Source organism: Pseudocitrobacter cyperus, assembly GCF_039889165.1.
Classification (GTDB): domain Bacteria; phylum Pseudomonadota; class Gammaproteobacteria; order Enterobacterales; family Enterobacteriaceae; genus Pseudocitrobacter; species Pseudocitrobacter cyperus.
The window spans coordinates 245,968-268,781 of sequence record NZ_JAYMYY010000003.1; the positions used below are offsets into that span (position 1 = coordinate 245,968).

Annotated in this window: 24 protein-coding genes; 21 read left to right on the plus strand and 3 right to left on the minus strand. The window is 54.8% G+C overall.

What is annotated here, in order from left to right:
- Nucleotides 1-26: 26 nt before the first annotated feature.
- Both eno and queE read left to right on the plus strand, forming a co-directional pair.
- The gene (gene eno, locus VSR74_RS12695) at nucleotides 27-1,325 is read left to right on the plus strand and encodes a phosphopyruvate hydratase (RefSeq protein ID WP_347795074.1); all 1,299 of its coding nucleotides are present in this window, start codon (nucleotides 27-29) and stop codon (nucleotides 1,323-1,325) included.
- Between the two features lie 135 nt (nucleotides 1,326-1,460).
- Nucleotides 1,461-2,132 carry a 7-carboxy-7-deazaguanine synthase QueE gene (gene queE, locus VSR74_RS12700; protein WP_347795075.1) on the plus strand — a complete coding sequence of 224 codons (672 nt, stop codon included), beginning with the start codon at nucleotides 1,461-1,463 and terminating at the stop codon, nucleotides 2,130-2,132.
- A gap of 48 nt (nucleotides 2,133-2,180) precedes the next feature.
- On the opposite strand, the gene queD is transcribed toward queE, so the two are convergent.
- Nucleotides 2,181-2,546, minus strand: coding sequence for a 6-carboxytetrahydropterin synthase QueD (gene queD / locus VSR74_RS12705; protein WP_163446301.1), 366 nt, complete (start codon nucleotides 2,544-2,546; stop codon nucleotides 2,181-2,183).
- Nucleotides 2,547-2,849: 303 nt separating this feature from the next.
- Between queD and cysJ the strand changes: the two genes are divergently transcribed.
- From cysJ to VSR74_RS12725, 4 genes are all read left to right on the plus strand, one after another.
- Nucleotides 2,850-4,655 carry an NADPH-dependent assimilatory sulfite reductase flavoprotein subunit gene (cysJ, locus tag VSR74_RS12710; protein WP_347795076.1) on the plus strand — a complete coding sequence of 602 codons (1,806 nt, stop codon included), beginning with the start codon at nucleotides 2,850-2,852 and terminating at the stop codon, nucleotides 4,653-4,655.
- The gene (cysI, locus tag VSR74_RS12715) at nucleotides 4,655-6,367 is read left to right on the plus strand and encodes an assimilatory sulfite reductase (NADPH) hemoprotein subunit (protein ID WP_347795077.1); all 1,713 of its coding nucleotides are present in this window, start codon (nucleotides 4,655-4,657) and stop codon (nucleotides 6,365-6,367) included. The genes cysJ and cysI overlap by 1 nt, the downstream gene beginning before the upstream one ends.
- A gap of 63 nt (nucleotides 6,368-6,430) precedes the next feature.
- Complete coding sequence (gene cysH, locus VSR74_RS12720) at nucleotides 6,431-7,165, plus strand: phosphoadenosine phosphosulfate reductase (RefSeq protein ID WP_347795078.1); 735 nt, start codon at nucleotides 6,431-6,433, stop codon at nucleotides 7,163-7,165.
- A 264-nt stretch (nucleotides 7,166-7,429) separates the two neighbouring features.
- A complete protein-coding gene (locus VSR74_RS12725; RefSeq protein ID WP_347795079.1) occupies nucleotides 7,430-7,582 on the plus strand; it encodes a Hok/Gef family protein in 153 nt (50 codons plus the stop codon).
- Between the two features lie 67 nt (nucleotides 7,583-7,649).
- On the opposite strand, the gene VSR74_RS12730 is transcribed toward VSR74_RS12725, so the two are convergent.
- Nucleotides 7,650-8,693, minus strand: coding sequence for an aminopeptidase (locus VSR74_RS12730; RefSeq protein ID WP_347795080.1), 1,044 nt, complete (start codon nucleotides 8,691-8,693; stop codon nucleotides 7,650-7,652).
- A gap of 248 nt (nucleotides 8,694-8,941) precedes the next feature.
- Between VSR74_RS12730 and cysG the strand changes: the two genes are divergently transcribed.
- The 13 genes from cysG (at nucleotide 8,942) to rpoS (ending at nucleotide 20,155) form a co-directional block, all read left to right on the plus strand.
- On the plus strand, nucleotides 8,942-10,348 hold the full coding sequence (cysG, locus tag VSR74_RS12735; RefSeq protein WP_347795250.1) for a siroheme synthase CysG: 1,407 nt from the start codon (nucleotides 8,942-8,944) through the stop codon (nucleotides 10,346-10,348).
- 9 nt (nucleotides 10,349-10,357) lie between these two features.
- Nucleotides 10,358-11,266 carry a sulfate adenylyltransferase subunit CysD gene (gene cysD, locus VSR74_RS12740; protein ID WP_064543103.1) on the plus strand — a complete coding sequence of 303 codons (909 nt, stop codon included), beginning with the start codon at nucleotides 10,358-10,360 and terminating at the stop codon, nucleotides 11,264-11,266.
- A gap of 9 nt (nucleotides 11,267-11,275) precedes the next feature.
- On the plus strand, nucleotides 11,276-12,703 hold the full coding sequence (gene cysN / locus VSR74_RS12745) for a sulfate adenylyltransferase subunit CysN (protein ID WP_347795081.1): 1,428 nt from the start codon (nucleotides 11,276-11,278) through the stop codon (nucleotides 12,701-12,703).
- Nucleotides 12,703-13,308 carry an adenylyl-sulfate kinase gene (cysC, locus tag VSR74_RS12750; protein WP_347795082.1) on the plus strand — a complete coding sequence of 202 codons (606 nt, stop codon included), beginning with the start codon at nucleotides 12,703-12,705 and terminating at the stop codon, nucleotides 13,306-13,308. The genes cysN and cysC overlap by 1 nt, the downstream gene beginning before the upstream one ends.
- 43 nt (nucleotides 13,309-13,351) lie before the next feature.
- Entirely contained in the window at nucleotides 13,352-13,678 is a 327-nt protein-coding gene (locus VSR74_RS12755; protein WP_347795083.1) for a DUF3561 family protein, read from the plus strand.
- 161 nt (nucleotides 13,679-13,839) lie between these two features.
- Nucleotides 13,840-14,151, plus strand: coding sequence for a cell division protein FtsB (gene ftsB / locus VSR74_RS12760; protein ID WP_347795084.1), 312 nt, complete (start codon nucleotides 13,840-13,842; stop codon nucleotides 14,149-14,151).
- A 24-nt stretch (nucleotides 14,152-14,175) separates the two neighbouring features.
- Nucleotides 14,176-14,886, plus strand: a complete 711-nt coding sequence (gene ispD, locus VSR74_RS12765; protein ID WP_347795085.1) for a 2-C-methyl-D-erythritol 4-phosphate cytidylyltransferase — start codon at nucleotides 14,176-14,178, stop codon at nucleotides 14,884-14,886.
- Entirely contained in the window at nucleotides 14,886-15,365 is a 480-nt protein-coding gene (gene ispF, locus VSR74_RS12770) for a 2-C-methyl-D-erythritol 2,4-cyclodiphosphate synthase (protein WP_347795086.1), read from the plus strand. The genes ispD and ispF overlap by 1 nt, the downstream gene beginning before the upstream one ends.
- Complete coding sequence (truD, locus tag VSR74_RS12775) at nucleotides 15,362-16,411, plus strand: tRNA pseudouridine(13) synthase TruD (RefSeq protein ID WP_347795087.1); 1,050 nt, start codon at nucleotides 15,362-15,364, stop codon at nucleotides 16,409-16,411. Before ispF ends, truD begins: the two co-directional genes overlap by 4 nt.
- Nucleotides 16,392-17,153, plus strand: a complete 762-nt coding sequence (surE, locus tag VSR74_RS12780; protein WP_347795088.1) for a 5'/3'-nucleotidase SurE — start codon at nucleotides 16,392-16,394, stop codon at nucleotides 17,151-17,153. The genes truD and surE overlap by 20 nt, the downstream gene beginning before the upstream one ends.
- Nucleotides 17,147-17,773, plus strand: coding sequence for a protein-L-isoaspartate(D-aspartate) O-methyltransferase (locus VSR74_RS12785; protein WP_347795089.1), 627 nt, complete (start codon nucleotides 17,147-17,149; stop codon nucleotides 17,771-17,773). The genes surE and VSR74_RS12785 overlap by 7 nt, the downstream gene beginning before the upstream one ends.
- 125 nt (nucleotides 17,774-17,898) lie before the next feature.
- The gene (gene nlpD / locus VSR74_RS12790) at nucleotides 17,899-19,056 is read left to right on the plus strand and encodes a murein hydrolase activator NlpD (protein WP_347795090.1); all 1,158 of its coding nucleotides are present in this window, start codon (nucleotides 17,899-17,901) and stop codon (nucleotides 19,054-19,056) included.
- A 106-nt stretch (nucleotides 19,057-19,162) separates the two neighbouring features.
- Nucleotides 19,163-20,155: an RNA polymerase sigma factor RpoS gene (gene rpoS / locus VSR74_RS12795; protein ID WP_015963258.1), complete on the plus strand. Its 993-nt coding sequence runs from the start codon at nucleotides 19,163-19,165 to the stop codon at nucleotides 20,153-20,155.
- A gap of 61 nt (nucleotides 20,156-20,216) precedes the next feature.
- Here rpoS and VSR74_RS12800 read toward each other — a convergent pair whose 3' ends face one another.
- Nucleotides 20,217-20,621, minus strand: coding sequence for a MarR family winged helix-turn-helix transcriptional regulator (locus tag VSR74_RS12800; protein ID WP_347795091.1), 405 nt, complete (start codon nucleotides 20,619-20,621; stop codon nucleotides 20,217-20,219).
- 170 nt (nucleotides 20,622-20,791) lie between these two features.
- Between VSR74_RS12800 and VSR74_RS12805 the strand changes: the two genes are divergently transcribed.
- Nucleotides 20,792-21,385 (plus strand): non-oxidative hydroxyarylic acid decarboxylases subunit B, encoded by a 594-nt coding sequence (locus VSR74_RS12805; RefSeq protein ID WP_347795092.1) that lies wholly within the window; start codon nucleotides 20,792-20,794, stop codon nucleotides 21,383-21,385.
- Nucleotides 21,385-22,812, plus strand: coding sequence for a non-oxidative hydroxyarylic acid decarboxylases subunit C (locus VSR74_RS12810; RefSeq protein WP_347795093.1), 1,428 nt, complete (start codon nucleotides 21,385-21,387; stop codon nucleotides 22,810-22,812). The genes VSR74_RS12805 and VSR74_RS12810 overlap by 1 nt, the downstream gene beginning before the upstream one ends.
- Nucleotides 22,813-22,814 lie beyond the last annotated feature (2 nt).

Below are 22,814 nucleotides of genomic sequence, written 5' to 3' on the forward strand. Positions count from 1 at the left end.
GTTTAACTTGTACTGAGGAAAACCTAATGTCCAAAATCGTTAAAGTCATCGGTCGTGAAATCATCGACTCCCGTGGTAACCCGACTGTTGAAGCCGAAGTACACCTGGAAGGTGGTTTCGTCGGTATGGCGGCTGCTCCGTCAGGCGCCTCTACAGGTTCCCGCGAAGCGCTGGAACTGCGCGATGGCGACAAATCCCGTTTCCTGGGTAAAGGCGTAACCAAAGCTGTTGCCGCGGTTAACGGCCCTATCGCTCAGGCAATCCTGGGTAAAGATGCTAAAGATCAGGCTGGCATCGACAAAATCATGATCGACCTGGATGGTACTGAAAACAAATCCAAATTCGGTGCGAACGCAATCCTGGCTGTGTCTCTGGCTAACGCCAAAGCTGCTGCAGCATCTAAAGGTCAGCCGCTGTACGAACACATCGCTGAACTGAACGGCACCCCGGGTAAATACTCCATGCCGGTTCCGATGATGAACATCATCAACGGTGGTGAGCACGCTGACAACAACGTCGACATCCAGGAATTTATGATTCAGCCGGTTGGCGCTAAAACCCTGAAAGAAGCAGTACGCATGGGTTCTGAAGTGTTCCATCACCTGGCTAAAGTCCTGAAAGCTAAAGGCATGAACACTGCCGTTGGTGATGAAGGCGGCTACGCGCCGAACCTGGGCTCTAACGCCGAAGCACTGGCTGTTATCGCTGAAGCGGTTAAAGCGGCTGGCTACGAGCTGGGCAAAGACATCACTCTGGCGATGGACTGCGCAGCATCTGAGTTCTACAAAGACGGTAAATACGTTCTGGCTGGCGAAGGCAACAAAGCATTCACCGCTGAAGAGTTCACTCACTTCCTGGAAGACCTGACCAAACAGTACCCGATCGTCTCCATCGAAGATGGCCTGGACGAGTCTGACTGGGATGGTTTCGCATACCAGACCAAAGTACTGGGCGACAAAATCCAGTTGGTTGGTGACGATCTGTTCGTAACCAACACCAAGATCCTGAAAGAAGGCATCGAGAAAGGCATCGTTAACTCCATCCTGATCAAATTCAACCAGATCGGTTCTCTGACCGAAACTCTGGCTGCGATCAAAATGGCGAAAGACGCTGGCTACACGGCTGTCATCTCTCACCGTTCTGGCGAAACTGAAGACGCTACCATCGCTGACCTGGCTGTTGGTACCGCTGCAGGCCAGATCAAAACCGGTTCTATGAGCCGTTCTGACCGCGTTGCTAAATACAACCAGTTGATTCGTATCGAAGAAGCTCTGGGCGAAAAAGCACCGTTCAACGGTCGTAAAGAGATCAAAGGCCAGGCTTAATCCTGTTCTTTAACTCTTAACGTAAAAACCCGCTTCGGCGGGTTTTTTTATGTCTGTAAGAGAAAGCGCATGCAGGCATGACCCTCCCGCATAAATCTGCGATAATTGCCTTATCCCCCTTTTACAGAGATGATTATGCAGTACCCGATTAACGAAATGTTCCAGACCCTGCAAGGCGAGGGTTACTTCACCGGCGTTCCCGCTATCTTTATTCGTTTACAGGGATGCCCGGTAGGCTGCGCCTGGTGTGATACTAAACACACCTGGGAAAAACTTAGCGATCGGGAAGTGTCTCTGTTCAGCATCCTGGCAAAAACCAAAGAGAGCGATAAATGGGGCGCGGCAGGGGAAGACGATCTGTTAACCGCCATTGCCCGCCAGGGCTGGACAGCGAAGCATGTTGTCATCACCGGCGGCGAACCCTGCATTCACGATCTTACTCCACTCACCACGTTGCTTGAGCAAAACGGTTTTAGCTGCCAGATTGAAACCAGCGGTACTCATGAAGTGCGTTGCACGCACACAACCTGGGTGACGGTTTCCCCGAAAGTGAACATGCGCGGTGGCTATGACGTGCTGTCACAGGCGCTGGAGCGTGCGGATGAAATCAAGCACCCGGTAGGCCGCGTGCGCGATATCGAAGCGCTGGACGAGCTGCTGGAGACGCTGACGGATGACAAACAGCGTGTAATTGCCCTGCAGCCGATCAGCCAGAAAGAAGATGCCACGCGTTTGTGCATCGAAACCTGCATCGCGCGTAACTGGCGTTTATCGATGCAGACGCATAAATATTTGAATATTGCCTAATAAAAAAGCCCGGTAGCATCTACCGGGCTTTCATCAGTTCGCAGAAATTCACTCCCCGCGATAAACACAACCCGCCGTACAGGTCTCTTTCACCATTACCGCGCTTAGCAGCGGTACAACCGGTTTTACCTGTTCCCAAATCCAGCGCGATAGCACTTCACTGGTTGGATTCTCCAGGCCCGGAATATCATTCAGATAGTAGTGATCCAGACGATCGTAAGTCGGTTTAAACGCAGCCTTCAATTCGGCGAAATCCATGATCCAACCGGTATGCGGATCGACTTCACCCGTAATTTCCAGGCGCACCATAAAGGAGTGGCCGTGCAGGCGACCGCATTTATGCCCTTCTGGTACGTGAGGCAAATGGTGAGCGGCTTCAAAAGTGAAATCTTTAAACAGTGTGGTGGACATCATGAACTCTCAGTCTTGCGGAAAAAACCGCCGCATAGTACCGGAAAGCACATTTTTTATCATTAACTAAAACCCACAAATGGACACATCAGGCGTAATGGATTGTGTCCATGCTTTATTCTTATTTTATATCAGTAAGTTATCCAATCGCTTTTATCGCTATAGCCTACCTGGAAATCAGGTTAGTCCATTTGGTTATTTGATATTTCCAACCCTTCTTTAATTGTTATTATCCAGCTCGTTAACCTTACATTCAGTTTTGTTTTTCCCGATTTGAAACAGCTTTGATACTGGAACATAACAAGCATGACAACACAGGTCCCCCCATCCGCATTGCTGCCGCTTAATACGGAGCAACTGGCGCGCCTTCAGGCGGCCACCACCGACTTAACGCCTACCCAGCTTGCCTGGGTTTCTGGCTATTTCTGGGGCGTGCTGAATCAGCAGCCAGGCGCTGCGGCAGTCGCTGCACCCGCTGCCGTCGAAGCACCAACCGTTACACTTATCTCTGCTTCGCAAACGGGTAATGCGCGCCGCGTGGCAGAAGCGCTGCGTGACGATCTACTGGCTGCTTCACTTAGTGTGAACCTGGTGAATGCCGGGGATTATAAATTCAAACAAATCGCGTCAGAAAAACTGCTGGTTGTCGTTGCCTCCACGCAAGGGGAAGGGGAGCCGCCGGAAGAAGCGGTGGCGTTGCATAAGTTTCTGTTCTCGAAAAAAGCGCCGAAGCTCGACGGCACCGCGTTTGCCGTGCTGGGGTTGGGTGACACCTCGTATGAGTTTTTCTGCCAGGCCGGGAAAGATTTTGACAGCAAACTGGCGGAACTTGGCGGCGAGCGTCTGCTTGATCGTGTTGATGCCGATGTGGAATACCAAACGGCTGCCAGTGAATGGCGCGCTCGCGTGGTTGATGTGCTGAAAGCCCGCGTGCCGAAAGATGCCCCGGCGCAGGTTGCCGTCGCTGCCACCGGGGCTGTAAATGAAATTTACACCAGCCCGTACAGCAAAGAAGCCCCGTTGACCGCCACTCTTGCCGTTAATCAGAAAATCACCAGCCGCGACTCAGAAAAAGATGTCCGCCACATCGAAATCGATTTAGGTGATTCCGGTCTCCGTTATCAGCCGGGTGACGCGCTGGGTGTCTGGTATCAGAACGATCCCGCACTGGTCAAAGAACTGGTGGAATTGCTGTGGCTGAAAGGCGACGAAAAAGTCACCGTTGACGGGACAACGCTGCCGCTTTCCGAGGCATTGCAATGGCATTTCGAACTGACGGTGAACACCGCCAATATCGTCGAGAACTATGCGACGCTGACGCGCAGTGAAACGCTGCTGCCGCTGGTGGGCGATAAAGCCCAGTTGCAGCACTATGCTGCCACGACGCCGATTGTCGATATGGTACGTTTCTCCCCGGCGCAGCTTGATGCCGATGTGCTGATTAACCTGCTGCGTCCGCTGACGCCGCGTCTTTACTCTATCGCCTCGTCGCAGGCGGAAGTGGAGAGTGAAGTTCATATCACCGTCGGTGTTGTTCGCTATGATATCGAGGGCTGTGCCCGTGCGGGCGGGGCATCCAGTTTCCTCGCCGATCGTGTGGAGGAAGACGGTGAAGTTCGCGTCTTTATCGAGCATAACGACAACTTCCGTCTGCCGGCTAACCCGGAAACCCCGGTGATTATGATTGGCCCGGGTACGGGTATCGCGCCATTCCGCGCCTTTATGCAGCAACGCGCCGCCGACGAAGCGCCAGGTAAAAACTGGCTGTTCTTTGGTAATCCGCACTTTACGGAAGACTTCCTCTATCAGGTGGAGTGGCAGCGTTATGTTAAAGAGGGCGTGCTCTCGCGCATCGATCTGGCCTGGTCGCGCGATCAAAAAGAAAAAATTTACGTACAAGACAAACTGCGCGAACAGGGCGCAGAGCTGTGGCGCTGGATCAATGACGGTGCCCACATTTATGTTTGCGGCGACGCTAATCGCATGGCGAAAGACGTTGAGCAGGCACTTCTGGAAGTGATTGCCGAATTTGGTGGCATGGACACCGAAGCGGCGGATGAATTTTTAAGTGAGCTGCGCGTAGAGCGCCGTTATCAGCGAGATGTCTACTAATGAGCGAAAAACATCCAGGGCCTTTAGTGGTCGAAGGTAAACTGGCAGACGCCGAGCGCATGAAGCTTGAGAGCAACTATCTGCGCGGCACGATTGCTGAAGATTTAAACGATGGCCTGACCGGTGGGTTTAAGGGCGATAACTTCCTGCTGATCCGCTTCCACGGTATGTACCAACAGGATGACCGTGATATCCGCGCGGAACGCGCGGAGCAGAAGCTGGAACCGCGTCACGCGATGCTGCTACGCTGCCGCTTACCGGGGGGCGTCATCACGACTAAACAGTGGCAGGCGATTGATAAATTTGCGGGCGAGAACACCATTTACGGCAGTATCCGCCTGACTAACCGCCAGACGTTCCAGTTCCACGGTATTCTGAAAAAGAATGTGAAACCGGTGCATCAGATGCTGCATTCTGTCGGCCTCGATGCGCTTGCCACCGCTAACGACATGAACCGTAACGTGCTTTGCACCTCGAATCCTTATGAGTCTGAGCTGCATGCTGAAGCTTACGAGTGGGCGAAGAAGATCTCTGAACATCTGCTGCCGCGCACCCGCGCCTATGCGGAGATCTGGCTCGATCAGGAAAAAGTTGCGACGACTGACGAAGAGCCGATCCTCGGCCAGACCTATCTGCCGCGTAAGTTCAAAACCACGGTGGTGATCCCGCCGCAGAACGATATCGACCTGCATGCCAACGACATGAACTTTGTGGCGATCGCGGAAAACGGCAAACTGGTGGGCTTTAACCTGCTGGTAGGCGGCGGGCTTTCCATTGAGCACGGCAACAAGAAAACCTACGCCCGCACGGCGAGTGAATTTGGTTATCTGCCGCTGGAGCACACGCTGGCAGTAGCGGAAGCCGTGGTCACGACACAGCGCGACTGGGGTAATCGTACTGACCGCAAAAATGCCAAAACCAAATACACGCTGGAGCGCGTGGGTGTTGAGACGTTTAAGGCGGAAGTGGAACGTCGCGCGGGGATCAAATTTGAACCGATCCGTCCGTATGAGTTCACCGGACGTGGCGATCGTATCGGTTGGGTAAAAGGGATCGACGATAAATGGCACCTGACGCTGTTTATCGAAAATGGCCGTATCCTTGATTACCCTGGGCGTCCGCTGAAAACCGGGTTACTGGATATTGCGAAGATCCACAAAGGTGATTTCCGCATTACCGCTAACCAGAATCTGATCATCGCGGGCGTACCGGAAAACCAGAAAGCGAAAATCGAGAAGATAGCGCAGGCCAGTGGCCTGATGAATACTGTTACGCCGCAGCGTGAAAATTCGATGGCCTGTGTCTCGTTCCCGACCTGCCCACTGGCGATGGCGGAAGCCGAACGTTTCCTGCCATCTTTTGTCGACAAAGTGGAAGCGATAATGGCGACGCACGGCGTGAGCGATGAACATATCGTTCTGCGCGTAACGGGCTGCCCGAATGGCTGTGGTCGCGCGATGCTGGCGGAAATCGGGCTCGTCGGGAAAGCGCCGGGCCGCTATAACTTACATATCGGTGGCAACCGGATGGGTACGCGCATCCCACGGATGTACAAAGAGAACATCACTGACACTGAAATTCTTGCGGTGATAGACGAACTGGTAGGGCGCTGGGCGAAAGAGCGTGAAGCGGGTGAAGGCTTCGGCGATTTTACGATACGTGCGGGTATCATTCGCCCGGTGCTCGACCCGGCGCGAGACTTGTGGGAATAACGCATCTCCTGACCATACCCTCTCCTCCCGGGAGAGGGTAAGGGGAAAAGTGCAGAGGTAACTATGTCCAAACTCGATCTAAACGCCCTGAATGACCTGCCGAAAGTGGATCGCATTCTGGCGCTGGCGGAAACTAACGCGCAACTGGAAAAACTCGATGCGGAAGGCCGCGTCGCCTGGGCGCTGGAAAATCTGCCTGGTGAATACGTGCTCTCTTCCAGCTTTGGTATTCAGGCGGCGGTCAGCCTGCATCTGGTGAATCAAATTCGCCCGGATATCCCGGTGATCCTGACCGATACCGGCTATTTATTCCCGGAAACCTATCAGTTTATCGACGAGTTAACGGACAAACTCAAGCTGAACCTGAAAGTGTACCGCGCCACCGAAAGCGCCGCCTGGCAGGAAGCGCGCTACGGCAAACTGTGGGAGCAGGGCGTTGAAGGCATTGAAAAATACAATGACATCAACAAGGTTGAGCCAATGAACCGGGCGCTGAAAGAGCTCAACGCACAAACCTGGTTTGCAGGATTACGCCGTGAACAATCCGGTAGCCGCGCAACATTGCCGGTACTGGCGGTTCAGCGGGGTGTATTTAAGGTGCTGCCGATTATCGACTGGGATAACCGGACGATATATCAGTATCTGCAAAAACATGGTCTGAAATATCACCCTCTATGGGATGAAGGATATTTATCCGTCGGTGATACCCATACGACCCGTAAATGGGAACCCGGCATGGCGGAAGAAGAAACGCGTTTCTTTGGCTTAAAAAGGGAGTGTGGGCTACACGAAGGGTAAAACTTCGCACCGCTTAATAAACGCCTCTGTCTGAAAAGATGGGGGCGTTTTTATTTTGCGAGCAGCATTCCTGCTTTTAAACGGGAATATAGCAGGGGGAATTAACAGGCATAGAATGGCGTCGGGTGCTTGAGGCTGTCTGGCGTTGAGCATTCGCGAGGTTCCAGATGGACAAAAGCCCCAGGCGATATTTCTATCAACCTGAGGCTCGCGTTCGAACGTAGCAATTCGGATGTTAGTCTCTTCTTTGCAGGGAGGCAAGACATGCTGACAAAATATGCCCTTGTGGCAATCATAGTGCTCTGTTTTACGGCGCTGGGATTCACGTTGATGGTTCGCGACTCGTTGTGTGAGTTGAGTATCAGAGAGCGTGGTATGGAGTTTAAGGCAGTTCTCGCTTACGAACCGAAGAAGTAGCCATCACGCGGGGGTAACACCCCGCGTACTGGATTGTGATGGTTTGGTCTCCGGCACCCTTTTAAACCTAAACCTTCCCCGCCTTCGCCAGTTCCTCCACCAGCGGCATCATTACTTTCACTACATCGCGGCTGCGGCGTTCAATTCTGCCCGGCAGGGCTTTATCGAGATATTGCTGATTATCCAGCCGCGCGTCGTGCCAGCTACTCCCCTCCGGGAAGCTGCGGGTTTTTGCGCGTTGTTGATAACCATCTTTTTTCCCTAAAGACCAGTTGGTCGCTTCGACAGACAACACAGGAATGCCAGCTTTATCAAACACTTCTGCGTCATTACAGCAACCGGTGCCTTTGGGATAATCAGGATTCAGTCCTGGATTGGTAAAAGCGGAAATACCATGGTTGCGCGCAATCGCCAGCGCCCGGTCACGGGTCAGTTTGCGTACCGATGCCGGGGTTTTTACGCCGCTGTTGAAATAGAGTTTGTCACCCACGACCAGGTTATCGAGATTAATCACCAGCAGGGTGTTTTTCTTTTCCGCGTCACTCATGCGCTTCAACAGATTTTCCGCCCCCAGTTTGCCTTCTTCCTCGCCGCTGGTAGCGATGAAACGAATACCATATTCCGTGGGGACATCTTTCAGGCGCTCTGCCATCTCCAGCATGACGCCAAGGCCCAGCGCGTTATCGTCGATTCCCTGGAGCGTCAGCCCGCCGAGATTATTTTCGACATCGCTATCGTTTTGCGGCGCGTAAGTATCCAGATGCGCCATCACAATAATCTGCTGCTGCGATTTACCCTCATGCGCTGCGATGACGGTACTGCCAGTCACGTTATGCCAGTTTTTACGGTTATTTTTAGCGGTGTAGATGTAACGGCTGTGAAAGGTGCGGATATCGCTCTGGTAGCCCATTTTGGCGAATTGTTGACGCAGATAGTCTGCTGACAGCATTTCAGCCGGCGTGCCGGTAATACGCCCCGGAAAATAGGTAGCGATGTAGCGCGCCTGAGTATTTGCGATAGAACCGGGCGACGTCGTTGTCGCCAGTGCCGGGAAGGCAGAGCATACGCCGAGCGCCAGCGCGAGGATGCCGCGACGCAGTGCGGAAGACATAGGGGAATCCTTACAACAAAGCAAAAAAGTAGACGCGCTCAGTATGAAACCGGGGCAGTCATTACACAATTTCATTTCTTCTTAAATGCCCAAAAAAGAGGATGTTAAGCACTTTTTGATATTTGCTTTTTCAGTCTGTTATTCCTTTGAGGAACTACTCATTCCATTTCGTAATTTCATTTGCACTAAGGGGCACCCTATAGTCCCTCTATTACTGATTGTTAGTGAGTTGTAACTCTGTGGATTATCTGCCCCTTTTTGCCGCTGTAAAAGACCGCACCGCATTGGTTATTGGCGGTGAAGACACCGCTGCCCGCAAAATTGCTTTTCTGCTTCGGGCTGGCGCGAATGTTCAGGTGGTGAGCGAAAGGCTGGGCGAGGAGCTCACTACACTGGCGGCGGAAAAGAGAATTTCATGGCTGGCGACTGCCTTCCAGGAAACGCAGCTTGATAACGTTTTCCTGGTTATTGCCGCCACGGACGATGATGCACTCAATCAGCGGATCTATGACGCGGCGAATGCCCGTCAGCGGCTGGTCAATGTGGTGGATAGCCCGGCACAGTGCTCCTTTATCTTCCCGTCGATTGTCGACAGATCACCGCTGCTGGTGGCGATTTCCTCCGGCGGCACCGCGCCGGTGCTGGCGCGGATACTGCGTGAAAAGATTGAAGCGCTGCTGCCGACACGTCTGGGCTTACTGGCCGAAGCAGCCAGCTACTGGCGGCATGCGATTAAAACCCAGCTTAAAACCACGGCGGAACGCCGCCGTTTCTGGGAGCGCGTTTTCCGCGGGCGGATTGCCAACATGATGATTGCCGGTAATCAGCAGGCGGCAGAAGCGGCGTTGCAGGAAGAGCTGACGCAACCCCAGCGTCGCGTGGGCGAGATCATTTTGGTCGGCGCGGGCCCGGGCGATGCCGGATTGCTAACCCTGCGTGGTTTGCAGGTCATCCAGCAGGCAGACATCGTTTTTTACGATCACCTGGTGAGTGACGCGGTGCGGGAACTGGTTCGTCGCGACGCGGAGCTGGTGTGCGTGGGTAAACGTGCGGGTGTCCACGCGGTGGCTCAGCACGACACCAACCGCATGATGATTGATGCGGCACACCAGGGCAAAACGGTTGTACGCCTGAAAGGCGGCGACCCGTTTATTTTTGGACGCGGTGGCGAAGAGTTACAGGCGGCGGCAGAAGCGGGGATCCCGTTCCAGGTCGTGCCAGGCGTCACAGCGGCCGCAGGAGCAACGGCTTATGCCGGGATCCCTCTGACCCATCGTGATTATGCGCAGAGCGTGACTTTCGTCACCGGGCATTACAAAGCAGACAGCGCCCCCTTTGACTGGGCGCACCTGGCGCAAAGCCGCCAGACGCTGGCGATTTACATGGGCACGATGAAAGCGGCGGAAATCAGCCAGCAACTGATTCAACACGGACGCGACAGCGCAACGCCGGTGGCGGTGATATCGCGCGGGACGCGTGCGGATCAACAGATAAAAACAGGCACCCTGCAACAACTCGAAAACCTGGCGAAAGAGGCCCCCATGCCAGCACTGCTGGTGGTCGGCGAAGTGGTGGAACTGCATCACCAGCTTGCTTGGTTTCAACACACAACAGACTCAGAAAATTTCGATTCTTCTGTAGTGAATCTGGCTTAAGGAACGGTTATGGACCAAAAACGACTCACTCACCTGCGGCAACTGGAGGCGGAAAGCATCCATATCATCCGTGAGGTGGCCGCCGAATTTTCCAACCCGGTGATGATGTACTCCATCGGTAAGGACTCCAGCGTGATGCTGCACCTGGCGCGTAAAGCGTTCTACCCGGGAACCTTACCGTTCCCGCTGCTGCACGTGGATACCGGCTGGAAATTCCGTGAGATGTACGAGTTCCGCGACCGTACCGCAAAAGCTTATGGCTGCGAACTGCTGGTGCATAAAAACCCGGAAGGTGTGGCGATGGGCATTAACCCATTTGTCCACGGCAGCGCCAAGCATACCGATATCATGAAAACCGAAGGTCTCAAGCAGGCGCTGAACAAATACGGTTTTGATGCCGCATTCGGCGGGGCGCGTCGTGATGAAGAGAAGTCGCGCGCCAAAGAGCGTATCTACTCTTTCCGCGACCGTTTCCACCGCTGGGATCCGAAAAACCAGCGCCCGGAGCTGTGGCACAACTACAACGGCCAGATTAACAAAGGCGAAAGCATTCGCGTCTTCCCGCTCTCCAACTGGACTGAACTGGATATCTGGCAGTATATCTATCTGGAAAATATCGAAATTGTTCCGCTGTATCTTGCCGCAGAGCGCCCGGTGCTGGAACGTGACGGTATGCTGATGATGATTGATGACGATCGCATCGATTTACAGCCAGGCGAAGTTATCAAAAAACGGATGGTGCGTTTCCGTACCCTCGGTTGCTGGCCGTTGACCGGCGCAGTGGAATCCGATGCGCAGACGCTGCCGGAAATCATCGAAGAGATGCTGGTCTCGACCACCAGTGAACGTCAGGGCCGCGTGATCGACCGTGACCAGGCAGGCTCTATGGAGCTTAAAAAACGTCAGGGTTATTTCTAAGGAGCCGCCATGAACAGTTCAATTGCACAACAAATTGCGGATGAAGGCGGCGTTGAAGCGTACCTGCATGCCCAGCAGCACAAAAGCCTGCTGCGTTTCCTGACCTGCGGTAGCGTGGATGACGGCAAAAGTACGTTGATTGGCCGTTTGCTGCACGATACCCGCCAGATTTATGAAGATCAGCTCTCTTCGCTGCACAATGACAGTAAACGTCACGGTACACAGGGTGAGCGACTCGATCTGGCGCTGTTGGTCGATGGTTTGCAGGCCGAGCGCGAACAGGGTATTACCATTGACGTGGCCTATCGCTACTTCTCGACCGAGAAGCGCAAATTTATTATCGCCGACACCCCGGGGCATGAGCAGTACACCCGGAATATGGCAACCGGCGCTTCCACCTGCGACCTGGCGATCCTGCTGATCGACGCCCGTAAAGGCGTGCTCGATCAAACGCGTCGCCACAGCTTTATCTCCACGTTGCTTGGCATCAAGCACCTGATCGTGGCGGTAAACAAGATGGATCTGGTTGAATTTAGCGAAGATAAATTTGAGCAGATCCGTCAGGATTACCTGACTTTCGCCGAGCAGCTACCGGGCGATCTCGATATCCGCTTCGTGCCGCTCTCTGCGCTGGAAGGGGATAACGTTGCCAGCCAGAGCGACAAAATGCCGTGGTACAGCGGCCCGACGCTGCTGGAAGTGCTGGAAACCGTGCAGATCCAGCGTGTGGTTGATACCCAGCCAATGCGCTTCCCGGTGCAGTATGTTAACCGCCCAAATCTCGATTTCCGCGGCTTCTCCGGTACGCTGGCGTCCGGCAACGTGAAGGTTGGGCAACGCATTAAAGTATTGCCGTCAGGCGTGGAATCTTCCGTTGCGCGCATCGTCACTTTTGATGGCGACTTGCAGGAAGCGTTTGCCGGCGAAGCCGTGACGCTGGTGCTGAAGGACGAAATCGACATCAGCCGCGGCGATTTGCTGCTGGATGCGGGTGAAACGCTGCCTGCGGTGCAAAGCGCATCCGTCGATGTGGTGTGGATGGCGGAACAACCGCTGGCGGCGGGCCAGAGCTATGACATTAAAATCGCCGGCAAGAAAACCCGCGCCCGTGTAGACGGCATTCAGTATCAGGTTGATATCAATAACCTGACGCAACGCGATGTTGATAACCTGCCGCTGAACGGCATCGGCCTGGTGGATCTGACCTTTGATGAACCGCTGGTACTGGATAAATACCAGCAAAACCCGGTGACGGGTGGCCTTATCTTTATTGACCGTCTGACCAACGTCACGGTGGGTGCAGGCATGGTGCGCGAACCGAATACCGCCCCGATGGCAGTGGCGTCAGAGTTCAGTGCTTTTGAACTGGAACTGAACGCGCTGGTACGTAAGCATTTCCCGCACTGGGGCGCGCGTGACCTGCTGGGAGGCAAGTAATGGCGGTGCATGACGAAAACGTCGTCTGGCACGCTCATCCGGTCACTGCGCAGCAGCGTGAACAACTCCACGGTCATCGTGGGGTTGTGCTGTGGTTTACCGGGCTTTCGGGCTCGGGGAAATCGACCGTTGCCGGAGCGCTGGAAGAAGCGTTGCATAAACTGGGTGTCAGCACTTATCTGTTGGATGGTGATAACGTGCGCCATGGTTTGTGCAGCGATCTCGGCTTTAGTGATGACGATCGCAAAGAGAATATCCGTCGGGTGGGCGAAGTGGCTAACCTGATGGTGGACGCCGGGCTGGTGGTTTTAACGGCATTTATCTCTCCGCATCGCGCTGAGCGCCAGATGGTGCGCGAACGGGTGGGAGAAGGGCGCTTTATCGAAGTGTTCGTTGATACGCCGCTTGCTACCTGTGAAGCCCGCGATCCGAAAGGCTTATACAAGAAAGCGCGTGCCGGCGAACTGCGCAATTTCACTGGCATTGATTCAGTCTATGAATCCCCTGAACGGCCTGAAATCCATCTCGATGGTGAACAATTGGTAACAAATTTAGTAGCCCAAATGTTAGACCTGCTGAGACAGGACGATATCATCAGATCCTGAGAGAGTGCCGGGCGTATTGTGGCCCGGCCTGACAGGATTAATTATGCGCAATACTCAAAACATCAGCCTGACGCGTTCAGAGTCCATACCCCCGCCCGATGACGAAACCACCTGGTCTTTGTCTGGCGCGACCGTGGGTTTTGTCGCCTGGCTGATTGCATTGGGCATCCCCTACCTGTGGTACGGCAATAACACCCTTTTTTTCTTTCTCTATACCTGGCCCTTCTTCCTGGCGCTGATGCCCGTCGCCGTGCTCATTGGCGTGTCTATTCACTCGCTGGTCGAAAGCAAGTTGCGCTACAGTATTATTGCGACGCTGCTTACCGTTGCAGCGCTGTGCGGTCTATTATTTTTGTGGCTTATGGGCTGAGCCTGATTTTTTGTGAAATTACACGCAATCACCAAACAACGAGACATAAGTATCGGCAGGCAAAATGTGATACATTGCCCGCGTGACGCGGTATCGTCCGCAGCCGGCGTAGAGTACGACGGCAAGTTTTGGGATGATGATGCCGTTTTTCAGGGGGCAGGATGGGTAAATTAACGCTGCTATTACTGGCTCTGCTGGTGTGGTTGCAGTATTCGCTGTGGTTCGGCAAAAATGGTCTGCACGACTTCAGCCGAGTCCGTGACGATGTATCAGTACAAGAGGCGACTAACGCCAAATTAAAAGCGCGCAACGATCAGCTTTTTGCCGAAATTGATGACCTCAACGGCGGCCAGGAAGCGATTGAAGAACGCGCACGCAATGAACTCAGCATGACGAAACCCGGCGAAACCTTCTACCGTCTGGTGCCGGATGCGTCTAAACGCAATCAGAGTTCAGGGCCAACAAACCGATAAACAGAATAAGCCCAGGATTAACACATGGCAGCAACTTTTCCGGGCGTTTGCGCCGTGGTTCCGGCGGCCGGATTTGGTCGCCGCATGCAAACGGACTGCCCGAAACAATATCTCTCAATCGGTAACAAAACGATTCTCGAACATTCGGTGGATGCGCTGCTGGCAAATGCGCGCGTCCAGCGGGTGATCATCGCCGTCTCTCCCGGAGACGAGCGCTTCAGCCAACTCTCTCTGGCACAGCATCCACAGATTACCGTCGTTGACGGCGGCGCCGAACGCGCTGATTCCGTGCTTTCATGCCTGAAAGCCGCAGGGAATGCTGACTGGGTGCTGGTGCACGATGCCGCGCGCCCTTGTTTACATCAGGACGACCTCGCGCGTCTGCTGGCGCTGTGCGAAACCAGCCGCGTAGGCGGCATTCTGGCCGCCCCGGTGCGCGATACCATGAAACGCGCGGAGCCCGGCAAACCCGTCATCGCCCATACGGTTGAGCGCATCGATCTGTGGCACGCCCTGACACCGCAGTTTTTCCCCCGGGAATTACTCTTCGATTGCCTGACCCGGGCGCTCAACGAAGGCGCAACCATCACCGATGAAGCATCGGCGCTGGAATATTGTGGTTTTCATCCGGCGCTGGTTGCCGGACGCGCTGATAATATTAAAGTGACACGCCCGGAAGATCTGGCGCTGGCAGAATTTTACCTCACCCGATCGGGACACCAGGAGAAAGCATAATGCGAATTGGACACGGTTTTGATGTACACGCGTTTGGCGGCGAAGGGCCGATTATTATCGGCGGCGTGCGCATCCCTTACGAGAAAGGGCTGCTCGCCCACTCGGACGGTGACGTTGCGCTCCATGCGCTAACCGATGCCCTGCTTGGCGCGGCGGCATTGGGCGATATCGGTAAACTCTTCCCGGACACCGACCCGGCGTTCAAAGGCGCAGACAGCCGCGCGCTGCTGCGTGAAGCCTGGAAACGCGTGCAGGCGAAGGGTTACACCCTGAGCAACGTCGATGTCACCATCATCGCGCAGGCGCCGAAAATGCTGCCCCACATCCCGCAAATGCGCGTCTTTATCGCTGAAGATCTTGGCTGCCATATGGATGACGTGAACGTAAAAGCGACCACCACTGAAAAACTCGGTTTTACCGGGCGCGGTGAAGGCATCGCCTGCGAAGCGGTCGCTCTGTTGTATAAGGCAAAGAAATGATTGCATTCGATGATCTCACTTATCTGCACCGTAAGCCGCAGGGAAATGGGCTGCTGAAAGCCAGCCCGGAAGATTTCCTGGTGGTGGAAGATTTAGGTTTTGAGCCTGATGGTGAAGGTGAGCATGTACTGGTGCGCATCCTGAAAAACGGCTGCAATACACGCTTTGTGGCTGATGCGCTGGCAAAGTTCCTGAAAATTCACGCCCGCGAAGTGAGCTTTGCCGGGCAGAAAGACAAACACGCGGTCACTGAACAGTGGCTCTGCGCGCGCGTGCCGGGCAAAGAGATGCCCGATTTAAGCAAGTTCGAGCTGGAAGGTTGTCAGGTGCTGGAGTATGCGCGACATAAGCGTAAACTGCGTTTAGGCGCCCTGAAAGGCAACCAGTTCACGATTATTCTGCGTGAAGTCACTCATCGCGATGATGTTGAGGCGCGCTTACAGGCGATTCAGGCGCAGGGCGTACCGAACTATTTCGGCGCGCAGCGCTTTGGGATTGGCGGCAGCAACCTGCTCGGGGCTCTGCGCTGGGCTGAAAGCGGCGCGCCGGTGCGCGATCGTAATAAACGCAGTTTTTGGTTGTCGGCAGCGCGCAGCGCGTTGTTTAATCAACTGGTCAGCGCGCGCATACAGAAACCGGAATTTAATCAAGTTGTTGATGGCGATGCGCTACAATTAGCGGGACGCGGAAGTTGGTTTGTGGCGACGCCTGAAGAAATGGCGGAGCTACAAACGCGTGTGGATGCTCGCGAATTGATGATCACCGCGGCAATGCCGGGCAGCGGCGACTGGGGAACCCAGCGCGAAGCTCTGGAATTTGAACAGCTTCAGCTTGCAGAAGAAACCGCGCTCCAGTCATTACTGGTGCGTGAAAAAGTAGAAGCCGCGCGTCGCGCGATGCTGCTTTATCCACAACAGCTTGAGTGGAACTGGTGGGATGACGTAACCGTAGAGTTGCGTTTCTGGCTCCCGGCAGGCAGCTTTGCGACCAGCGTGGTAAGGGAACTTATCAATACAACAGGTGAATATGCGAATATTGCTGAGTAACGATGACGGGATCCATGCGCCAGGCATTCAGGCTCTGGCCAGAGCCTTACGAGAATTTGCCGAGGTTCAGGTAGTTGCACCCGATCGTAACCGCAGTGGCGCATCAAACTCGCTGACGCTGGAATCTTCTCTTCGTACTTTTACCTTTGAAAACGGCGATATTGCCGTGCAGATGGGCACACCGACAGACTGCGTCTATCTCGGCGTCAATGCCCTGATGCGTCCGCGTCCGGATATTGTCGTTTCTGGCATTAATGCCGGGCCAAATCTGGGCGATGACGTCATCTATTCCGGCACCGTCGCCGCGGCGATGGAAGGCCGCCACCTCGGTTTTCCGGCGCTGGCGGTTTCGTTGAACGGCACGCAGCATTACGACACGGCGGCGGCGGTGACATGTACCTTGCTGCGCGCGCTGGCGCGTGAACCGCTGCGTACCGGGCGTATCCTGAACGTCAACGTGCCAGACTTGCCGCTTGATCAAATCAAAGGCATTCGCGTTACCCGCTGCGGCAGCCGCCATCCGGCAGATAAAGTGATTCCGCAGCAGGATCCGCGCGGCAATACGCTCTACTGGATTGGCCCGCCGGGTGAAAAACAGGACGCTGGCCCGGATACAGATTTTGCCGCGGTCGACGCCGGTTATGTCTCCGTCACGCCGCTGCACGTCGATTTAACGGCGCACAGCGCTCGTGACGTGGTAGGAAGCTGGCTGGAGCAGGCGGGAGTGGATACGCAATGGTAAGCGGACGCGTACTGGCTCTTCTGGAAAAGCTTCGCGTGCAGGGGATCCGCGACGAACGGGTACTGGATGCGATTGCTAAAGTCCCGCGTGAAAAGTTCGTTGATGAGGCGTTTGAACATAAAGCCTGGGAAAATGTGGCGCTGCCTATCGGGCAGGGGCAAACTATTTCTCAGCCTTATATGGTGGCGCGGATGACAGAATTGCTGGAACTAACGCCAGAGTCGCGAGTGCTGGAAATCGGCACCGGCTCCGGATATCAGACGGCAATTCTGGCGCATCTGGTGCAGCGCGTTTGCTCGGTTGAACGTATTAAAAGTTTGCAATGGCATGCAAGGCGTCGCCTGAAGCAGCTTGATTTGCATAATATCTCTACTCGCCATGGCGATGGCTGGCAGGGTTGGCAGGCGCGTGCGCCTTTCGACGCCATTATCGTCACGGCCGCACCGCCGGAGATCCCGGTGGCGCTGATGTCGCAGTTGGCCGAAGGCGGCATCCTTGTTTTACCCGTGGGCGATGAGCAGCAGTTTTTAAAGCGTGTTCATCGGCGGGGAGGCGAATTTATAATTGATACCGTGGAAGCCGTGCGCTTTGTTCCTTTAGTCAAAGGGGAACTGGCCTGAGACCCGGATTTTTCTGAGGTTTTTTGGCGCAATTCAGCGTATCGTGGTCACGTTTTGCAGGCGTCCACGACGAACGCGACACGGTTATTAAGACACTGGCAGTTAACACTATTCCTGGGGGATAAATGAGCGCGGGAAGCCCAAAAATCACCGTACGCCGTGTTGCGGCATTATCACTGGTTTCACTCTGGCTGGCAGGCTGTAGTTCTTCGGACAATCCGCCTGCGCCGGTAACCTCTGTTAACGGAAACACCTCCAGCAGCACCAATTCCGGCATGCTCATCACGCCGCAGCAGAAGGTTGGCGGAACAGCGCAAAACAGCGTGCCGTCCACGCCGCAAATTCAGCCCGTTCAGCCGGTACAAACCCAGCCGACGCAGATCCAGCCGGTTACTCAGCAGCCTGTCGCCCAGCAGCCGGTACAAATGGAGAACGGCCATATCGTTTATAACCGTAAATATGGCGACATTCCGAAAGGCAGCTATGCGGGCGGCAGCACCTATACCGTTAAGCATGGGGATACGCTTTTTTATATCGCCTGGGTAACAGGTAATGACTTCCGTGACCTGGCGCAGCGTAACAACGTTGCAGCACCGTATGCCCTGAATGTCGGCCAGGTTCTGCAAGTGGGTAATGCGTCCGGGCAGCCGATTACCGGCAATAACCCTGTCGCCATGGCCAGCACACAGGCGGCAACCACTTCTCAGACGGCGGTCGCAAAACCTGCACAAAATTCCACCGCGGTTGTTGCGTCGAAACCAACAATTACGTATTCTGAGGATTCAGGTGAACAAAGTGCTAACAAGATGTTGCCTAATAACAAGCCTGCGACGACAGTCACAGCGCCTGTAACAGCACCGGTTGCGAGCTCTTCCGTACCGAATGCCAGCAGTACGACAACCAGCGCGCCAATTTCGTCCTGGCGCTGGCCAACTGACGGCAAAATTATCGAAGGCTTTGGTGGTTCCGAAGGGGGCAACAAAGGCATCGATATCGCAGGTAGCAAAGGACAGGCTATCACCGCGACCGCGGATGGTCGCGTTGTGTATGCCGGTAATGCGCTGCGAGGTTACGGTAACTTAATTATCATCAAACATAACGATGATTACCTGAGCGCCTACGCCCATAACGACACAATGCTGGTCCGGGAACAACAAGAGGTTAAGGCGGGGCAGAAAATAGCTACCATGGGTAGCACCGGAACCAGTTCTACACGCTTGCATTTTGAAATTCGTTACAAGGGGAAATCCGTAAACCCGCTGCAGTATTTGCCGCAGCGATAATTCGGCAGAGTACTAAGCACGGAGTCATTCAGGCGGTGTGAAACGCGCAGTCTGAAGATGAAGTGATAAGGTGCTTTGCCTGGGGATCACGGGTAGGAGCCACCTTATGAGTCAGAATACGCTGAAAGTTCATGATTTAAATGAAGATGCGGAATTTGATGAGAACGGAGCAGAGGTTTTCGACGAGAAAGCCTTAGTAGAAGAGGAACCCAGTGATAACGACCTGGCTGAGGAAGAGCTGTTATCGCAGGGTGCCACACAGCGTGTGCTGGACGCGACTCAGCTTTACCTTGGAGAGATCGGTTATTCTCCACTGTTAACAGCCGAAGAAGAAGTCTATTTTGCACGTCGTGCATTGCGCGGAGACGTCGCTTCCCGCCGCAGGATGATTGAGAGTAACCTGCGTCTGGTGGTAAAAATTGCCCGCCGTTATGGCAATCGTGGTCTGGCATTGCTGGATCTTATCGAAGAGGGCAATTTAGGTCTTATCCGCGCCGTTGAGAAGTTTGACCCGGAACGCGGGTTCCGCTTTTCAACCTACGCGACCTGGTGGATCCGCCAGACGATTGAACGGGCGATTATGAACCAAACCCGTACCATTCGTTTGCCAATCCACATCGTCAAAGAGTTGAACGTCTATCTGCGCACCGCGCGTGAGTTGTCCCATAAGCTGGACCACGAGCCAAGTGCGGAAGAGATAGCCGAGCAACTGGACAAACCGGTTGATGACGTAAGCCGTATGCTGCGTCTCAATGAGCGCATTACCTCGGTCGACACGCCGCTGGGCGGCGACTCCGAAAAAGCGTTGCTGGACATCCTGGCCGATGAGAAAGAAAACGGCCCGGAAGACACCACGCAGGACGATGACATGAAACAGAGCATCGTCAAATGGCTGTTCGAACTGAACGCCAAACAGCGTGAAGTGCTGGCACGTCGTTTCGGTTTACTGGGGTATGAAGCTGCGACGCTTGAAGATGTGGGCCGTGAAATTGGCCTGACTCGTGAACGCGTTCGTCAGATTCAGGTTGAAGGTCTTCGTCGTCTGCGTGAAATCCTGCAGACTCAGGGGCTGAATATCGAAGCGCTGTTCCGCGAATAAGTGAACATTCGTCAAAAAGGCCAGTCGAGAGACTGGCCTTTTTCTTTTTGGGGGAGGTCATTCACCCCATCATCTTCCTCACCAGGCGTATAAACATCTCACGCTCATCTTCGCTTAAACGCGCTAAAAACGCCTCATCGACGCCATTACCAATGGGTTTTTTGGCGTTCAATAACGCTTCGCCTTCCTCGGTGAGAAAAACAAATCGGCGGCGTTTATCGGCCGGATCGTGCTCGCGTCGCACCAGATTACGGCTCTCCATGCGGCTTAACATCTCAGCGAGCGTCGCTTTAGTGCTGACCGCCACCTCCGTCAGTTCTACCTGCTCAATGCCCGGATGCTCAGCGATAGAGCGCATCACGGCGTACTGGGGCTTGGTCAGCTCCGGCAATTCGTGCTGCCAGCGCGCGGTGTGTTGCTGGAAGAGCTGGCGCAGCAGGTGAAATGCTTCGTTTCTTAACTCCATGAAAACCCCATCGTAAAAAACTTTCTCTCATCATAGCCGCTACGCACCGCTTTTTTAATCCTTCATTTTTTAGCTCTGAGTGCGATCGTGTACGAACAATATTGTGTGTAAGGACATTCTGACGTAGGTTATATAAAACGTTCGTACACGAACAAACATAGAGGTGATGAATGAGACTGATTGTGGGTATGACCGGCGCGACGGGCGCACCGCTTGGCGTCGCACTACTTCAGGCGTTGCGTGAGATGCCGGAGGTTGAAACGCACCTGGTGATGTCGAAGTGGGCGAAAACCACCATCGAACTGGAAACGCCCTACAGCGCGCGCGATGTTGCTGCGCTGGCTGATTTCAGCCACAGCCCGGCGGATCAGGCGGCGACCATCTCATCAGGCTCATTCCAGACTGACGGCATGATTGTGATCCCGTGCAGCATGAAAACGCTGGCAGGGATCCGCGCCGGGTACGCCGACGGCCTGGTGGGGCGCGCTGCGGACGTGGTGCTCAAAGAGGGGCGCAAGCTGGTACTGGTGCCGCGTGAAATGCCGCTCAGCACCATTCACCTGGAAAATATGCTCGCGCTTTCTCGCATGGGCGTGGCGATGGTGCCGCCCATGCCTGCTTTTTATAACCACCCGGAAACGGTGGGCGACATCGTCGATCACATCGTCACCCGCGTGCTGGATCAATTCGGCCTGAAGTATGACAAGGCTCGCCGCTGGAAGGGGCTTCCGTCGGCACACTCATTTTCACAGGAGAATGCATAATGGCTTTTGATGATTTACGCAGCTTTTTACAGGCGCTCGACGACCAGGGGCAATTGCTGAAAATCAGCGAAGAGGTGAACGCCGAGCCGGATTTGGCCGCCGCTGCCAACGCCACCGGGCGTATCGGCGACGGCGCACCCGCGCTGTGGTTTGATAATATTCGCGGCTTTACCGATGCGCGCGTGGCGATGAACACCATCGGTTCCTGGCAGAACCACGCAATTTCCCTCGGGCTACCGCCGAACACGCCGGTTAAAAAGCAGATTGATGAGTTTATCCGCCGCTGGGATAACTTCCCAATCGCCCCGGAGCGCCGCGCCAACCCGGCATGGGCAGAAAACAGTGTTGATGGCGATGAGATCAACCTGTTCGATATTTTGCCCCTGTTTCGTCTGAATGATGGCGATGGCGGTTTTTATCTCGACAAAGCCTGCGTGGTGTCCCGCGACCCGCTTGACCCGGATAACTTCGGCAAGCAGAACGTCGGCATCTACCGTATGGAAGTGAAGGGCAAACGTAAGCTTGGCCTGCAACCGGTGCCAATGCACGATATCGCCCTGCATCTGCATAAAGCGGAAGAGCGCGGGGAAGATCTGCCGATAGCGATCACCCTCGGTAACGATCCGATCATCACCCTGATGGGCGCCACCCCGCTGAAATACGATCAGTCTGAATATGAAATGGCGGGCGCACTGCGCGAAAGCCCATACCCGATCGCCACCGCCCCGCTGACCGGTTTTGACGTGCCGTGGGGCTCGGAAGTGATCCTCGAAGGGGTGATCGAAAGCCGCAAACGTGAAATTGAAGGGCCGTTCGGTGAGTTTACCGGCCACTACTCCGGCGGGCGCAACATGACGGTGGTGCGTATTGATAAAGTCTCTTACCGCACAAAACCGATTTTTGAGTCGCTCTATCTCGGGATGCCGTGGACGGAGATCGACTACCTGATGGGGCCTGCCACCTGTGTGCCGCTGTATCAGCAACTGAAAGCCGAGTTCCCGGAAGTGCAGGCGGTAAACGCCATGTACACCCACGGCCTGCTGGCCATTATCTCCACCAAAAAACGCTACGGCGGCTTCGCTCGCGCGGTGGGCCTGCGCGCGATGACCACGCCGCACGGACTGGGCTACGTGAAGATGGTGATTATGGTGGATGAAGACGTTGACCCGTTCAACCTGCCGCAGGTGATGTGGGCGCTCTCGTCGAAAGTGAACCCGGCGGGCGACCTGGTGCAACTGCCGAATATGTCGGTGCTGGAGCTTGACCCGGGCTCAAGCCCGGCGGGGATCACCGACAAGCTGATTATCGACGCCACCACGCCTGTCGCCCCGGACAACCGTGGTCACTACAGCCAGCCGGTGGTGGATTTACCAGAAACCAAAGCCTGGGCTGAAAAACTGACCGCTATGCTGGCCGCACGTCAATAAGG